This window comes from Hymenobacter endophyticus, assembly GCF_032464715.1.
In the GTDB taxonomy this organism is placed as follows: domain Bacteria; phylum Bacteroidota; class Bacteroidia; order Cytophagales; family Hymenobacteraceae; genus Hymenobacter; species Hymenobacter endophyticus.
In genome coordinates this window covers 190,611-204,439 of record NZ_JAWDJT010000010.1, presented here as the reverse complement: position 1 = coordinate 204,439, position 13,829 = coordinate 190,611, and the positions used below count along the sequence as shown (strand labels likewise).

General features: G+C 61.6%; 12 protein-coding genes and 1 pseudogene. 9 read left to right on the top strand and 4 right to left on the bottom strand.

Features of this window, described 5'->3' with window-relative positions:
- The 3 genes and pseudogenes from ROI90_RS15570 to ROI90_RS15560 form a co-directional block, all read left to right on the top strand.
- Positions 1-113: pseudogene (locus ROI90_RS15570) on the top strand (IS5/IS1182 family transposase); the annotation flags it as partial.
- Between the two features lie 195 nt (positions 114-308).
- On the top strand, positions 309-2,039 hold the full coding sequence (gene ggt, locus ROI90_RS15565; RefSeq protein ID WP_315999279.1) for a gamma-glutamyltransferase: 1,731 nt from the start codon (positions 309-311) through the stop codon (positions 2,037-2,039).
- A gap of 71 nt (positions 2,040-2,110) precedes the next feature.
- Positions 2,111-3,469: a hypothetical protein gene (locus ROI90_RS15560; RefSeq protein ID WP_315999278.1), complete on the top strand. Its 1,359-nt coding sequence runs from the start codon at positions 2,111-2,113 to the stop codon at positions 3,467-3,469.
- A gap of 70 nt (positions 3,470-3,539) precedes the next feature.
- Here ROI90_RS15560 and ROI90_RS15555 read toward each other — a convergent pair whose 3' ends face one another.
- The 4 genes from ROI90_RS15555 to ROI90_RS15540 form a co-directional block, all read right to left on the bottom strand.
- Complete coding sequence (locus tag ROI90_RS15555; RefSeq protein WP_315999277.1) at positions 3,540-3,881, bottom strand: hypothetical protein; 342 nt, start codon at positions 3,879-3,881, stop codon at positions 3,540-3,542.
- Between the two features lie 123 nt (positions 3,882-4,004).
- A complete protein-coding gene (locus ROI90_RS15550; RefSeq protein ID WP_315999276.1) occupies positions 4,005-4,568 on the bottom strand; it encodes a YceI family protein in 564 nt (187 codons plus the stop codon).
- 41 nt (positions 4,569-4,609) lie between these two features.
- Positions 4,610-5,119, bottom strand: coding sequence for a hypothetical protein (locus ROI90_RS15545; protein WP_315999275.1), 510 nt, complete (start codon positions 5,117-5,119; stop codon positions 4,610-4,612).
- Between the two features lie 175 nt (positions 5,120-5,294).
- Positions 5,295-6,473: a helix-turn-helix domain-containing protein gene (locus tag ROI90_RS15540; protein ID WP_315999274.1), complete on the bottom strand. Its 1,179-nt coding sequence runs from the start codon at positions 6,471-6,473 to the stop codon at positions 5,295-5,297.
- 74 nt (positions 6,474-6,547) lie between these two features.
- Between ROI90_RS15540 and ROI90_RS15535 the strand changes: the two genes are divergently transcribed.
- From ROI90_RS15535 to ROI90_RS15510, 6 genes are all read left to right on the top strand, one after another.
- Positions 6,548-7,009, top strand: a complete 462-nt coding sequence (locus ROI90_RS15535; RefSeq protein WP_315999273.1) for a hypothetical protein — start codon at positions 6,548-6,550, stop codon at positions 7,007-7,009.
- Between the two features lie 273 nt (positions 7,010-7,282).
- Complete coding sequence (locus ROI90_RS15530) at positions 7,283-8,164, top strand: helix-turn-helix transcriptional regulator (protein WP_315999272.1); 882 nt, start codon at positions 7,283-7,285, stop codon at positions 8,162-8,164.
- A gap of 217 nt (positions 8,165-8,381) precedes the next feature.
- Positions 8,382-8,783 carry a DUF983 domain-containing protein gene (locus ROI90_RS15525; protein ID WP_315999271.1) on the top strand — a complete coding sequence of 134 codons (402 nt, stop codon included), beginning with the start codon at positions 8,382-8,384 and terminating at the stop codon, positions 8,781-8,783.
- 106 nt (positions 8,784-8,889) lie between these two features.
- The gene (locus ROI90_RS15520; protein ID WP_315999270.1) at positions 8,890-10,218 is read left to right on the top strand and encodes a carboxylesterase family protein; all 1,329 of its coding nucleotides are present in this window, start codon (positions 8,890-8,892) and stop codon (positions 10,216-10,218) included.
- 248 nt (positions 10,219-10,466) lie between these two features.
- Positions 10,467-11,879: an alpha-amylase family glycosyl hydrolase gene (locus ROI90_RS15515; protein WP_315999269.1), complete on the top strand. Its 1,413-nt coding sequence runs from the start codon at positions 10,467-10,469 to the stop codon at positions 11,877-11,879.
- Between the two features lie 225 nt (positions 11,880-12,104).
- Positions 12,105-13,613: a serine hydrolase gene (locus ROI90_RS15510; protein WP_315999268.1), complete on the top strand. Its 1,509-nt coding sequence runs from the start codon at positions 12,105-12,107 to the stop codon at positions 13,611-13,613.
- Positions 13,614-13,829: the final 216 nt, after the last annotated feature.

Genomic DNA, 13,829 nt, shown 5'->3' with positions numbered 1-13,829 from the left:
TTAGCCGCCTCAAGCAGTTTCGCCGCGTGGCCACGCGCTATGACAAGTTGGATGCCCATTTTCTGGCCTTTGTTCATCTTGCCGCAACCGTACTCTGGCTGCGTGACTGTTAACACTTCCTAACTACTATGTGCGGTTACTTGCCCTAGGCTGTCGGAGCCGTTTCGGAGTAAGAATAGTAGCCGCAACCAATGGCCTGGGAGCGTACTTTGCGCTCCCAGGCCATTGTGCGCTTATGTTGGCGCCGCTTCCTACCACAGGCGTGGCTCCGCGCTTTTCCTTACATCCTAGCCTACCTTTACGTTTCTATGCGCTACTACATTCCCTTCCTGCTGCTGACGGCCCTGACAGCCTGCACTTCCACTGCTCCGTCTGTTACCACTGCCCCGGCTCTTGGCACCTTATCGGCACCTATTCCGGCGGCTACTCCCGTAGTTACGGCCAAGGCGATGGTAACCTCAGCCCACCCGGAGGCCACGCGCATAGGGGTAGAAATTCTGCAGCGGGGTGGCAATGCCTACGATGCCGCCGTGGCCGTGCAGTTTGCCTTGGCGGTGGCCTTGCCAGTAGCCGGCAACATTGGCGGCGGAGGCTTTTTGCTCTACCGCGGCGCCAACGGGCAGGAAGGCGCACTGGATTTCCGGGAAACCGCCCCGGCCGCTGCCTCCCGGGATATGTATCTGGACGCCCAGGGCAACGTCATTCCCAACCTGAGCACCCTGGGCCATTTGGCGGCCGGCGTGCCCGGTACCGTGGCGGGCATGTGGGCCCTACACCAGAAACTGGGCAAGCTACCGTGGAAAGACGTGGTACAACCTGCCGTTGACTTGGCGGCCCAGGGCCTAAAGCTGACGGAAAAAGAAGCCGCCGGACTCAACGGGCAGCACGACACCTTTGGCAAACTCAACCCTGGCAGTGCCTATCTGAAATCGAGTTCCTGGACGGCTGGGGAGGTAATCCGCCACCCTGACTTAGCCCGCACGCTGGAGCGGGTTCGGGACCAGGGCAAGGCCGGTTTCTACGAGGGCGAAACGGCCAACTTGCTGGTAGCCGAAATGCAGCGTGGCAAGGGCATCATCAGTAAGCAAGACCTACTAAACTACCAGCCCAAGTGGCGCACGCCCCTGCACGGCCAGTACCGCGGCTATACTGTGCTGACGTTTCCGCCGCCCAGCTCCGGTGGCGTGGCGCTGCTGCAGATGCTGCAGATGCTGGAGCCCTACAACCTCGGCCAAGCTGGCTGGCACTCGCCCCAGGCTACGCACTGGATTACCGAGGCCCAGCGCCGCGTGTACGCCGACCGCGCCACCTACCTCGGCGACCCGGACTTCGGCCGCGTGCCCGTAGTGCAGCTGCTGGGAAAGCCCTACAATAAGCAGCGCATGGCTACTACCCTGCCCTACCGCGCCACGCCCAGTGCCCAGGTAACGGCCGGCGCAGGCCTGCCCGGCTACGAATCGGACCAGACCACGCATTACAACGTGGTAGACGCCCAGGGTAACGCCGTAAGCTGCACCACTACCCTCAACGGGGCTTACGGTAGCAAGGTAGTAGTAGCAGGAGCCGGGTTTCTGCTCAACAACGAAATGGACGACTTCAGCAGCAAGCCCGGCACGCCCAACTCCTACGGACTGGTAGGCGGCGCGGCTAACGCCATTGCGCCCGGCAAGCGCATGCTTTCCTCCATGACGCCGGCCATCCTGACGAAAGGCAACAAGCTGGCCCTGGTAACCGGCACGCCCGGCGGCAGCACCATCATTACCAGCGTGCTGCAGTCTATTCTGAACGTGGTGGATTACGGGATGAACGCCCAGCAGGCTGTGGCCGCCCCCCGCCTGCACCACCAGTGGCTCCCGGATCAGATTGATGTGGAAGCTGGGGCCCTACTACCCGCCGCCCAGGATTCGCTGCAAGCCCGCGGCTACAAACTCAATCCTCGTAACGCCTGGGGGCGGGTAGAGGTAATCCGGGTGCTGCCGGGCGGCCAGCTGGAAGGCGGCGCCGACCCCCGCGGCGACGACGCGGCAGCGGGATATTAAGAGGGCATGGGTGGCGTATTTGCTTTCTATTTTCGCATACAGTTGTGCGTGCTGTTCTTCTCCTGGTTTGTATGCGGCGTATTGTATTGTGCTGGCTGAGCTTGCTGCTGGGCCTGCTTCCTAGTTTGGTACAGGGTCAAAATATGCCCGGCACCATTCTCATCGAGGATAATTCCTTCGATAAATGGTGCGGCACTTTCAACTACCGCTATGAGGTGACCATCCGCCGAAACACGTTTTGGCTGTACCGGACTTGGTGGGAGGAAGGCGATAAAATCCGCCAGCGGCGCAAACGGCTTAGGCAGATACCTCGCCAGTTGGTGCAGGAACTGGTAAATGAGGTGCAGACACCCTACCCCACCCTGCAGCCGGCCGACCTGGGATACGGGTATTCTGCCGATTTGGCGCAGCAACTGCTAAAGCAGTGCCTAACCTACCGCCCAGCCTGGAACCCTAGCCAGACTGCCGTAGTTGAAGCCGCCGTAGTCCGGCCCGAATACCTGTTGCGGGCCGTAAACCGGGCAATTTTGCGCCAGGGCTATACCTTGCTCCATAGCTCTGGCACCACCCGCTTCCAGCTGACGCTATGTTACCCCGACCGCCGGGTACGGGTACTGGCCAGCCGTAACTACCTAGGTTTGCCCTGGCGCGACGACCAGAACCGGTTGAACTATAGCGTCCGGATTGCGCCCCTGCTCGTGCGGCTGCTTCCGGCCGCTCAAAGCTCCAACTACGCCCGCTTTCAGCCCCAAAACCTGGTGCCACGACTGGCCAGGCAACTCTACGACGACCAGTGCCAAAAGCAGGTAGAGGCTCTCACCTGGGAGAACTTCCGGCCAGAGTTCAACAAGCTCCGGCAACGGTTTCGGGTAAGCCGTATTCGGGAATCTATTTCTAGTAATTGGCAGTGGAACTTTGAAAACCGGCTGGAATTTGAGGCCCGCGATACAACTATGCCCGCCGGTGTATGCTTGGGCGTAGCACTCACTATTCAGAATGGGCAGTTATTTCCACCCGATTCTGTGCTGCGCCGGGCCGATTACTACTTGCAGCAGCTGCGGCAATTGCCATTTCTGCTAGAATTTCTAGCCGCCGACACCACCCGAAAACTGACTGTTTCCTTTAATAACACGGCTTCCGTGAGCACTAAAATAAGCGAAGAGCAGCGGTTACCCGTCTACCGGCCATACGCCTTCCTGCCCGGTGCTTCTGCCGACTACCTGTACCGCTGCGTTTCCTTTGAGCTAACGGATGAGCAGGACCGTACCTCACGGTGGGTATTTACCCCTGAACAAGGGCTGATTTTGCACTGGTACAATGGCAACGGGGCGTACCGCTACACCCGGCAGGAGCTGGACGGCCCAAAAGCAACTTCGGGCTCCACCTGCTGCCGCCTTGACCAATACGGCCAGCTGCTGCCTCGCTACTAGCACCGGCCGCTACCCCTTGGCGGGAGCAGCGGCCGGTGCTAGTAGCGAGGCAGTAAACCCAGCAGAATTCCTACGACACCTTCAGGTTGCCAGCGGCGGTGATGAGCGTTTGGCCCAGGTGGCGGAGTTGGTCGCCGGTGGCATCGTGCAGGTTGCGGGCAATGAGGGAGGTTTCCTGGCCGAGGTGTTGCAGGGAGCTGGCAATGGCCGCCCGGTCGTCGCGCTCCACGTAGCCGCGCAGGTTGCGCAGTTCGGTTTGCAGCCCCGTCAGGGCCGAGCCCCCGAGGCCGTCGAGGGCCGAAATCCAGCCGTCGATGTAGCCGATACCGTTTTCTACGGGGTGGTCGTGGTGGTTTTCCAGGGCGTCGTAAATGTTCTGGATGGTTTCTTCGATGCGGGCGTTATGATTCATAGGAAAGGAGGGTTGAGAGGGCAGTAACGGGTTTCCAGAAACTGTACGCCGGCGGGGGCGCTGGTGTTGCCACGGGCACTGTGGGGCGGCAGCTACTCACCAGGCAGCCGCTGTCAGTACATATCAATGGTCCTCCTTTTCTGCCACCACATCGAAGGCCAGCTTGAACTCATTGCGAATGGCGTAGCTGCCCAGGTTCTGAAAAAAGCTGCTGGAGTTGTAGTTGATACCGAATTGAGTACGGTCGAGGGTAGCGGTGCCGGCAACGCGGAGTTGGCCATTGGCCAGTTTGGTAAGAGTGAGCGGAAACTGAACGGGCCGAGTGACGCCCCGCAGGGTAAGCTGCCCACTGGCCCGGCCAGCCCGAACTTCGTCAAGCACGAACACGGCCGTTGGGAAACGCGCCACGTCGAAGAAATCGGGGCCGCGCAGGTGCTCGGCCAACTGGGTCTGCTCCTGTTCAATAGTACGCATGTCAAACTCGAAACGGCCGGCACGCAGGGTGCGACCATCATAGGCGAACGTACCTTGGCGCAGCTGCACGGTGCCGGTGGGGGCGTACGTACCTACTTCGGCGTAGCCCGTCCACGTAATGCGGCTAGCGGTGGTATTGACTTGGTATACATCGGCGGCGGGGCGGGCGGCGGCCAGCGTAAGCAGTACACAAAGAGTGAGCAGTAGTTTCATGGCGGTTGTGCTTGATGAGGTGAGTTGCGGGGTAGCCCCGACTAGCGCGGGGTGGCTTCGGTTTCAATAAGGCCCTGGCCTTTGTAGAGCTTGCCGGCGGCGTCGCGGGCCAGAATGTACCAGAGCGCGTCGCCGCCGTAAAGCCGGCGGGCGTTATCGGCGTAGCGGTAGTTTTTGGCGAAAGTGTATGTGCGGCCATACTCCAGGCGGCCGGCGGGGCACTGGAACAGCTCAGCAAACTCGGCCGGCGTTTCCACCATGTTCTGCTGCCAGCCCCGCTCATCGTACCAGATAAAGCTGCCGCACTCCACCACCGTCAGCGGCCCTACTTCGGAGCGCAGCATGGTGCTATGTTTCCACACGTAGCCGCCGGGCTGCTCGGGGTAGTTGGGGTTAGGAGTGTGCCAGAGCGTGAGGCCCACCGGTACCGCGCGCAGCTTATCGGGCAGCACGCGGCGGTGGTTGCTCCAGGCGGTGGCGGGAGTGGTTTGGGCCAGCAGCGGCGCGGCCGTTGCGGCAGTCAGCAGCAAGAAAAGCAGGATACGTTTCATGGGTCATGGGGAAGAATGAACGACCCAAAGGTGCCCCACTCCACTCCCCGAAACGCCCCACATCCAGGTCCGGGACGCCCCACATCATGATATGGGACTATGTTAGTCGTGAGGGTGGGAGCAGATACAGGAGATATCATGCTCCCCTACACCCTTGACACCCTCCTACACTTGCTTATGCCCTAGCTTCATTCCACTCCCGCGGAGCTAGGCCGGTGAACTGCTTGAAGATGCGGTTGAAAGTGGTTTTAGAGTTGAAACCACTTTCCAAGGCAATGCCCAGCAGCGTGAAGCGTTGCGCATCGGGGGCGGCCAGGCGGCGCTTTACTTCCTCTACCCGGTAGCTGTTCACTACATCATTGAAGCTGCGGCCAAAACCTTGGTTGACGGTGGCGGAAATCAGCCGAGGAGCCAGGCCGGTATGGGCCGCCAGCTCAGCCAGGGTGAGTGTGGGGTTCATATAGAGCTTCTCCTCTTCCAGGGCCTGCCGGATGCGGACCAGGGCAGCTTCATTCAGGGCAGGCACCATGGCTTCAGTGGGCGGCGTAGTGCTAACTACCGACACCGGCTCAATGGCTGTTTGCTTCTGCTCAGGCGACGCGGCCTCCACGGGCTCCAGAGTTTCCGGCTCGAAGCGGATGGCCTGCATATCAGCCTGGCGAAGGCCCACTATTCCCACCAGAAATACTACTATGCCTAATAGCTCGGTAGAGTAGTCGTACTCATAATACAGCCCGAAAAACTCGCGCAGCACCACTTCCACCAGCCACTGCACACTCACCACCCCCACGGCCACCAGCAGTACCCGCAGCCACTGCAGCCGCAGGCGGGATACTTCCGAGAAATTATCGGCGAGCCAGTGGCGGTAGTGGCGCAGCAGCTGCAGACTCAGCAGCAAGTATATGGTGAGCGAAACCCAGGTGCCGATAAACTCCAGGCTGTAGGTAACGGGCCGGTGTACGTGCTGCCAGAACCACAGGCGCGTGGCGTAGGGCTGCAGCCGAAGCCACCAGTACAGGCCCGCCTGCACCAGCACCGGCCCAAAATGCCACCACTGCCGGGGCGCAAACCGGAAGTGGTGGTTGATGAGGCTGCGCACATAAAAGTACAGCAGTGGCCCGAACGCAAACGAGTAGTAGATGGGCGCGAAGTACCAGTCGGCATTCTGCCCGTACACATTGGCCACCCGGAAAAATCCATCCAGCAGCCACAGGGCAATACTGAGCATGAGCAGGGCCAGAAACCGATTGGGCAACCGGTTGGTAGGCGCCACCCACAGCAGTCCGGCGGCCAGCAAGGCCTGCGCCACCACGGCCCACAACACCACAACCAACGGCGTAAACGGAATTTGCATAGTAGAGGCGGTATCTTTGGCGGGCGCCTGGAAAAATAGCCGTTTCTTTTCGCTCATTCTTTTCGCTCACCCGCATGAAAGCAAAAGTAGGAGAATGGCTGCGGCGCTACCTGCCGGCCGAGGGGCTGTCGGTGGTAGCTACGCTGGGCGGGGCGGGACTGGCTTGGCACCTGGCTCCGGGCCGGGAAGTGCAGGCGGCGCTGGCCGGCACCTGGGCCGGCAACGTGGCGTACTTCGGCTGGCTGCTGCTGCAGGATGTGCGCCAAACCCGCCGCCAACTGCACCGCTGCGGTCAGCGGTACACTCGCCGCACATTCGGGCAAAATGTGCGGGCGTTGGTGGTCGAATTCGGCCCCGCTGAAGTTCTCGATAGTCTGCTGATCAGGCCGGCCCTAATGGTATGGCTTCCGCGCCTGCTGGGCAGCCGCAGTGGCGGTATTGTGGCTGCCAAGCTACTGGCTGATGTGACTTTTTACGTACCGGCCATTGTCAGCTATGAACTCAGCAAAAAGCGCCTGCGCCGGTTCGAAGAGTAGCACTGGCGCTTATAGAGCCAGGTTAGAAACTACTTCCCCTCCTCAGGGGAGGAGAGGTTAGGGATGGTAAATAATCGTTGAACGGCACTAAAGCTACCTTCTAGTTTTATGTTCTCAGATAAAATCAACCACCCCTCGGCCCTGCTTACCTGAGGCGGGGGCCTAGTTTCTAATCCTAGTCTTATTCTGCGCGTTGCCCTTCCGTTACACTTGGGAAGCCGTTCACCAGTCGCCTTTTGCCTTCACACCCGCTCACCCTCCTGCCCTAGCCGTATGTCCCTGCCTGTTCTCACGCTCGAATCCTTTCCGCAGGGGCGGGTGCGGCGGCCCTGGTACCTGGAGCGGCTGGCCCGGCACGTGGCCAATTTCCCCGGCGTGAGCCAGCCCCACGCCCACGATTTTTACCTGCTGCTCTACGTTACGGAGGGCTACGGCACCCACACCATCGACCTGATCAGCTACGAGCTGAAACCGGGCAGCATGTTTTTTATGACGCCCGGCCAGGTACACCACTGGCAGCTTTCCGCCGATGCCCAAGGCTACGTGGTATTGTTTGAGGCCGATTTTTACCTGCTCCGCTACCCCGGCAGCCGCCTGTTCGAGTACCCGTTCTTCAACCACGCCCACGCCCCGGTGCTGTACTTGCCCAGCGCCGAAGCTGCGCTGCTGCCCCTCCTGGAGCGCATGTGGGAGGAGCATTCAGCCCCGGCTCCCCAGCAGGACGAGGTTTTTCGGGCGTATCTGCTGCTGTGCCTGGAGCTGGCGGCCCGCGAGTATCCCGCAGCCCCGGCCCGCCAGGCGCAGGAGCCCCGCCACGCCCAGCAGCTTTTGCGCGAGTTTGGCAGCCTGCTCAACCAGCACTTCCGGCAGCAGCGGGCGGTGCAGCAGTACGCCGACTGGCTGCACCTTTCGCCCAACCACCTCAACGCCCTATGCAAGCGCCACCTGGGCAAAACGGCCAGCGCCCTCATTCAGGAGCGGGTACTCATTGAAGCCCGCCGCCTGCTGCGCCACACCGATGCTACCGTGGCCCACATAGCCGACCAGCTGGGTTTTGAAGATGCCTCCTATTTCGGCCGCTATTTCCGCAAACACACCACCCAAACCCCAGAGACATTCCGGCTGGCCGGCAGCGCGGCAGCAGATAACAGGTAACAGATTGCTACGTCTTTCCGAGCGGAGCCGAGGAGGACGGTTTGATGTGGGTAGTAACAGCTTATCACGACCAGCGTGCAGAGGTTCCTTCTCTGCCATTCTCGCCTCTGCTTACTACCCTCGTTGATTTGTACCAGACAAACCCGCAAACGCCTCTTACGCCCGCTTGAGAGGCGTTTTACCTTTGTTCTGTACTTACTCAAGCACCCAATCCATGATGGCAACCATAGATTCGAATACCCTGGCGCTGCTGCAGCAACGGTGCCCCCGCTGCCACGAAGGCCAGCTGTTCACGCACTCGGCCTTTAACCCGGTGCGCTTCGCCGAAATGCCGGAACGCTGCCCCGTGTGCAGCCAGGCTTACGAGCCCGAACCCGGCTTTTACTGGGGCGCCATGTTTATTAGCTATGCTTTTTCTACGGCCATTATGCTGGTAACGGGCTTTTTGGTGTATCACCTGCTCCACGACCCGGCCGTGTGGGTGTACGTGACCAGTGTAGCGGTAGCAGCCGTGCTGCTTACCCCGCTGAGCCTGCGTTACTCCCGCACCATTATGCTGTACCTGTTTGGGGGCGTGCAGTACCAGCCCCGCCGCTACCAACCGGCTGGCAACCGGTAGCAGAGCAGCACTGCGGGCTAGCAGGGCCGTGGGATTCATAACGGCAACCTCGCGGCCCTGTTGGTGGTATGCAGGGCGGCTCCGGCCGCGTTGTTTCGCCTCCCGCATGACTGATTCTGCTCCCCTGTTCCTGACTCCCGATGGCCCGCTGCGAGGCCACTACCACGCCGGCCTGGTGCGCGCCAGCGGCATCCGCTACGCCCGCGCCACTCGGTTCCAAACTCCCATCGACGAACCCGCTCACCCCGAAACACGCCAAGCCACCACCCCCGGCCCGGTATGCCCCCAGGTGCCCGACCCGGCGCTGCAGGAGGCCCTGGGCCCCGCCCTGGCCGGCCGCACCTTCGATGAGGATTGTCTGCGTTTGACCGTAACGGCCCCGGCTGATTACCATATGGGTCCGGCGCGGGCGGTGCTGGTCTGGATTCATGGGGGCTCCTACGTGAGCGGGGCCGGCGACTTGGCTTTCTACGACCCCGCTCCGCTGGTGCGCGAGCAGGGGTTGGTGGTAGTGGCCGTGAGTTACCGCCTGGGCATTCTGGGGTTTCTGGGCCACCGGCACGCGCCCGCCAACCTGGGCCTGCTCGATTTACTGGCTGCGCTGCGTTGGGTGCAGCGCAACATTGCCGCCTTCGGGGGTGATGCCGGCCGCGTGACGCTGCTGGGCCACTCCTCCGGCGGTGACGCGGCGGCGCACCTGATGCTAGCCGAGGGCGCGGCCGGGCTGTTCCGGCGCGTGATTCTGCACAGCGCCCCGCTGGGCCTGGCCCCCGGCCGCGCCCGCATGACCCGGGCCATGGCGGCCGCCGTAGCGCCCCTCCCGCCCGATGCGCCGCTGGAACACGTGCTGGCCGCCCAACCCCGGGCAACACAAGCCGCTCGGTGGTCAGGGCTGAAGGCGGGAATGCCGTTTGGGGTGCAATACGGCGTGGCTCCCTTGCCACCCGAAGCGGCCGCCGATGCGGCCTGGCAGGCGGCAGCTCCCCACTTCGATGTATTGATTGGAGCCACCGCCGATGAGCTGCGCTTCTTTGCCGTCATTGCGCCGCCGCTACGCCGCCTGCTTACGCTGCCCCGCCCGGCGCCGGCTTTGGTGCAGGCCCTTATTGCGGCGGGCTCCCGGCGTATATACGTGGGGCCGGCCGTGGCTTTTGCCCGTCGCCACGCCCTGGCCGGCGGCCGCGCTTACCTGTTTACGGTGCGGTATCACCCAGCGGGCAGCGAGTTTGGCGGGGCCCACACTATTGATTTACCGTTGCTGTTTGGCTCCGCCGAGGCCTGGGCTCCCGTGCCTTTACTGGGCGAAGCAGGCTGGCCGGAAGTGGAAGCTGCCGGCCGCCCCGTCCGCCAGTTCTGGGCCGACTTCGCCCGCGCCGGTCAGTTGCCAGCCCGTATTCACCTGCCCGGCGTTCTGGAGGTGGAAGAGGTGAAATAAGCGCCGGCCCAACAGTATCGAGGCCAGAGCGTTTCGCATGTCTACAGCAAGAAGTCCGTCATGCTGAGCGCAGCCGAAGCATCTCTACCTCTGGCTAATTATTGCTATTACAACGAAGCGGTAGAGATGCTTCGGCAGGCTCAGCATGACGGCCTTTTGTAGCTCAGGCCCTCGTTTTTTGCTGCTGTTATGCTTATAAATAAAGCTGATGGCACAGCTCTAGTGCCGAGCTCGGTGTATATTCCGGCATGCTTCGTCCTACCCTAATGCTGCTGTGTGGCCTGCTGCTCAGCACTTGCCAGTCGCGTACCTCCGCCCCCGCAACCACCGAGTGCGCCCCGGTTGCCCCGCCCCAATATACTATCCACCACCCGCAGTGGGCCGATTCGGCCAGCATTTACGAGGTGAACATTCGGCAGTACACGCCGGAGGGCACATTCCGGGCATTTGAGCAGCACCTGCCGCGCCTGCAGAAAATGGGCGTGGGTATTCTGTGGCTGATGCCGGTGCAGCCCATCGGGGAGAAGAACCGCAAGGGCACGCTGGGAAGTCAGTACTCCATCCGTGACTACCGGGCCGTAAACCCGGAGTTTGGTTCGATGCAGGACCTCCAGCACCTGATTGCGGAGGCCCACAAACGCGGCATGCACGTAATTCTGGATTGGGTGGCCAACCATACCAGCTGGGATAGTAAGCTGCTGCAGGAGCACCCCGCGTGGTTTACGCGCGGCCCTCAAGGCCAGCTAGTACCCCCGGTAGCCGACTGGCAGGACGTCATCGACCTGGATTACAGCAAGCCCGAACTGCGCCGCTACATGCAGGAGAGTATGCTGTACTGGCTACGGGAGGCCGATTTCGACGGGTTCCGCTGCGACGTGGCCGGGTTGGTGCCCATGAACTTCTGGAACCAGACGCGGACGGAGCTGGAAAAGGTAAAGCCCGTATTCATGCTGGCCGAGTGGGATGAGTTGCACGACCCGCCCTTCCTCCAAAAAGGCGAATTCAACCCTAACACCGGTATGCTGCAACAGGCCTTTGATGCTACGTACGCCCTGCGTATGCGCTACTTGCTAGACAGCATCAGCCGGGGCCAGCAGCCCGTAGCGGCCCTCGACGCGTACCGAAAAGTGGAGCGCAGCCGCTACCCGGCCACTAGCTACCTCATGTACTTTACTACCAGCCACGACATCAACAGCTGGGACGGTACCGAGTATGAGCGCCTGGGCAAAAATGCCCTGCCCCAGGCCGTGCTGACGGCTCTGCTGCCGGGTATTCCGATGGTGTACTCGGGCCAGGAGGCAGCTCTCAAAAAGCGCCTGCGCTTCTTCGACAAGGACACCATTTCGTGGAACAACTACCCGCTGCAGGATTTCTATACCAAGCTGCTGCAGCTGAAGAAGCACCATCCGGCCCTGCGCAACGGAGATGCATGCAGCCGGTTCGTACGCTTGGCGTCGCCGGAAGGCACGTATGCTTTTGAGCGCCGGAAAGGTCGCGCCGTGGTGGTTACCGTGGTGAACTTCACGGATACTCCGCAGCAGGTGTCGGCACCGGAAGCAGAACCGTTGCAAGACGTTTTCTCGGGCCAAGCGGTGAGCTTCTCCCCTACCGCCCCACTTACGGTGCCGGCCCGGGGCTGGCGGGTGCTGCAGCGGCAGTAAAGCCCGTACCGGTACAGGGGCGGAATATTCCTTATTGGATTAAGAAGGCAACGTGCCCTGGCGAAGTAGCTGGGGCACGTTGCCTTTTTAATTATTTCAGTGCCCCAGCTACTTACCTACATACACTGTGTTGTGGGCAACCTTTCGGGTGGCCAGCCCATCTGCCCTAGCAACTACCCGGTTGCCCCGCACCCTGGATGTCCGATCCTCAACTTCTCTCCTACTATGAAAACGCTTTTCCGCCCCCTGTGTGCCGGCCTGCTCGGCAGCGCCTTGCTCTTGACGCTGGGTCTTGCTTCGTCTGCTGCCGCGCAAACTGCGCCTACCACCACCCAAACCACCCCGGCCGACAGCGTGGATATGCTGGTGCAACAGGCCATGCGGCAACTCCGTATCCCGGGCCTGCAGCTGGCGGTAGTGCGCCACGGGAAAGTTGTGAAGCTGGGGCAGTATGGCTTGGCCAACATCCAGGATTCAGTAGCAGTAACCGGGCAAACGCGCTTCTTTCTCAACTCCATCACCAAGGCCTTTGTGGGCGTGGCGGTGATGCAGCTGGTGGAAGCCGGCAAGCTGAACCTGGACGCCCCCATTGGCCGCTACCAGCCCGAGCTACCTGCTGCCTGGTACCCGGCCACCGTGCGGCAGTTGCTCACCCACACCTCCGGCCTGCCCGATATCCTTCCGGAGGACGCATTGGTGACTGAAAACAACGAGGCCGCCGCCTGGCAGCAGGTACAGAAGCAGCCGCTGGAGTTCAAGCCCGGGGAGCGGTTTGCCTACAACCAAACCAACTACCTGCTGCTCGGCCGCCTCATCACCCAGCTCAGCGGACAGCCATCTACCGAGTTTATCCAGCAGCGCCAGCTACAAGTGGTAGGCATGCCGCGCACCAGCTTCGGCGACGCCCATAACGTGCTGCCCCACCTCGCGCGCGGCTATACGTACACCCAGTACGTGAACGGCGCACCGCGCCGGGGTAAGGAGCTGCGCAACCTGTTTGAGGTGTTTCCGCCATCTTTGCGCACCGCGGCCGGCATGAGTTCCACGGCCCAGGAAGTAGCCAGCTGGCTGGTGGCCTTGCAGCAAAGAAAACTGCTGCAACCCCAGAGCCTCACTACTCTCTGGACGCCCGGCCGCCTTAATGATGGCACAACCCAGAGTTTTGGGGGTAAGCTCAACGGCTACGCCCTGGGCTGGCCCACGGCCGGCCGGCCCGAGCACCCGGCCGTAGCCCCGGTGGGCGGAGGCCGCTCCGCCGTGTTCGTGTACCCCCAGGATGAGCTGGCCATTGTGGTGCTCACCAACCTGCAGGGTGCCAACCCCGAGCGTTTTGTGGATGCCCTGGCCGCCTGCTATCTGCCCGATATGCGCGTAGCCGATGGGTTCGGTCTGCCGCCTACCTTGCGCGCCTTGCACCGTGCCCTGCGCCAGCGCGGCTTCTCCCACTTAAGTGAGGAAGTGCGCAAAGTCCGTCGCCAGAACCCCACCGCCGAGCTACCCGAAACGGCTGTTAATGCCTGGGGCTACTCCCTGGTGGAGCAGGGCCAGTTGAATGATGCGCTGGCCGTGTTCCAACTCAACACGCAGATGTATCCCAAAAGCGCCAACACCTACGACAGCCTGGCAGAAACCTACGCCGCCCTCGGCAACAAGAAGCTAGCCACCCAATACTACACCCGCGCCCTGGTCCTCAACCCCAAAAACCGCGCCGCCGCCGAGTATCTGAAGCATTAGTGCAGGTTTAGCGGTGGATAAACGGTAGCCACTGTAATTGACCGTCATTCCGAGCGTAGCCGAGGAATCTCGCGTGCTGACGTTGCAATGGTACCTGTCATGCTGAGCGAAGTCGAAGCATCTCTACCGCTTCGTTGAATTACTAGCCCAACGTCAGCACGCGAGATTCCTCGGCTGCGCTCGGAATGACGGTCTGGTTTTGCAGAGGACATCTAC

What these genes read in the sequence shown, in the direction of transcription:
- ggt (WP_315999279.1), top strand. Translation starts at nt 309, where the DNA reads ATGCGCTACTACATTCCCTTCCTGCTGCTGACGGCCCTGACAGCCTGC.
- ROI90_RS15560 (WP_315999278.1), top strand. Translation starts at nt 2,111, where the DNA reads ATGCGGCGTATTGTATTGTGCTGGCTGAGCTTGCTGCTGGGCCTGCTT.
- ROI90_RS15555 (WP_315999277.1), bottom strand. Translation starts at nt 3,881, where the DNA reads ATGAATCATAACGCCCGCATCGAAGAAACCATCCAGAACATTTACGAC.
- ROI90_RS15550 (WP_315999276.1), bottom strand. Translation starts at nt 4,568, where the DNA reads ATGAAACTACTGCTCACTCTTTGTGTACTGCTTACGCTGGCCGCCGCC.
- ROI90_RS15545 (WP_315999275.1), bottom strand. Translation starts at nt 5,119, where the DNA reads ATGAAACGTATCCTGCTTTTCTTGCTGCTGACTGCCGCAACGGCCGCG.
- ROI90_RS15540 (WP_315999274.1), bottom strand. Translation starts at nt 6,473, where the DNA reads ATGCAAATTCCGTTTACGCCGTTGGTTGTGGTGTTGTGGGCCGTGGTG.
- ROI90_RS15535 (WP_315999273.1), top strand. Translation starts at nt 6,548, where the DNA reads ATGAAAGCAAAAGTAGGAGAATGGCTGCGGCGCTACCTGCCGGCCGAG.
- ROI90_RS15530 (WP_315999272.1), top strand. Translation starts at nt 7,283, where the DNA reads ATGTCCCTGCCTGTTCTCACGCTCGAATCCTTTCCGCAGGGGCGGGTG.
- ROI90_RS15525 (WP_315999271.1), top strand. Translation starts at nt 8,382, where the DNA reads ATGGCAACCATAGATTCGAATACCCTGGCGCTGCTGCAGCAACGGTGC.
- ROI90_RS15520 (WP_315999270.1), top strand. Translation starts at nt 8,890, where the DNA reads ATGACTGATTCTGCTCCCCTGTTCCTGACTCCCGATGGCCCGCTGCGA.
- ROI90_RS15515 (WP_315999269.1), top strand. Translation starts at nt 10,467, where the DNA reads ATGCTTCGTCCTACCCTAATGCTGCTGTGTGGCCTGCTGCTCAGCACT.
- ROI90_RS15510 (WP_315999268.1), top strand. Translation starts at nt 12,105, where the DNA reads ATGAAAACGCTTTTCCGCCCCCTGTGTGCCGGCCTGCTCGGCAGCGCC.